This is a genomic window from Cupriavidus sp. 05N40, assembly GCF_056397305.1.
In genome coordinates this window covers 1-1,011 of sequence record NZ_JBFTND010000445.1, presented here as the reverse complement: position 1 = coordinate 1,011, position 1,011 = coordinate 1, and the positions used below count along the sequence as shown (strand labels likewise).

Here is a 1,011-nt window from a genome sequence, read left to right as displayed (position 1 = left end):
GCAATCCGGCTGCTGGTCAACGACGCACTGAAGGACCTCAACGGGCTGTTTAGCACCATCTATGCCGACAGCGGACGTGCCTCGATTGCCCCAGAGAAGTTGCTGCGTGCACTGCTGTTGCAAGTGTTTTACTCCGTGCGCAGCGAGCGCATGTTGATGGAGCAAATGCGCTACAACATGCTGTTTCGTTGGTTCGTTGGCCTGGCGATGGAAGACGACGTGTRGAACCACTCAGTCTTTTCGAAGAACCGTGATCGGTTGCTTGAGCACAAGGTAATCGAGAGCTTTTTCACGAAGGTGACGAGCGTGGCCGACCGGCATAACCTTCTGTCCAAGGACCATTTTTCGGTCGACGGCACGCTGATTCAGGCATGGGCCAGCCATAAGAGCTTTCGCCCCAAGGACGACACGGATGACACCCCGCCCGCAGGCGGCGGCCGCAATGCCGAGGCCGACTGGAAGGGTAAGCGGCGCAGCAATGCAACCCACGAATCGAGCACCGACCCGAGTGCGCGGCTGTACAAGAAGAGTGCCCAGAGCCCGGCCATCCTCAGTTATCAGGGGCACATTCTGATGGAGAACCGCTCCGGCCTGGTGGTCGGCGCGGTTGTGAGTCACGCCGATGGCTTTGCCGAACGTGCCAGCGCATTGCGCTTGCTCGACTGCATGCCTGGCAATCATGCCAAGACKATCGGTGCGGACAAGGCTTACGACACGCACGACTTTGTTCARGACTGCCGAGCGCGCAGGGTGACRCCYCATGTRGCRCGCAACGACGCGCGAGCTGGCGGCAGCGCAATCGATGGCCGTACCTCGCGGCACGAGGGATACCGAGTGAGCCAGGTCATCCGCAAACGCATCGAAGAGCACTTTGGCTGGGGCAAGACGGTCGGACGGCTTCGCCAAACCGTATATCGTGGCCTCGAACGCGTGGACCAACACTTCAAGCTGACGATGATCGCCAGCAATCTGACCCGAATCGCACGAATACTGGGTGCGGTGCCGCGAGGA

At 60.1% G+C, this 1,011-nt stretch carries 1 protein-coding gene; it reads left to right on the top strand.

Going from position 1 to position 1,011, the window contains the following annotated elements; genetic code table 11:
* On the top strand, positions 1-1,011 hold a 1,011-nt coding region (locus AC1DO7_RS41360; protein WP_477117585.1), incomplete at both ends, for an IS5 family transposase.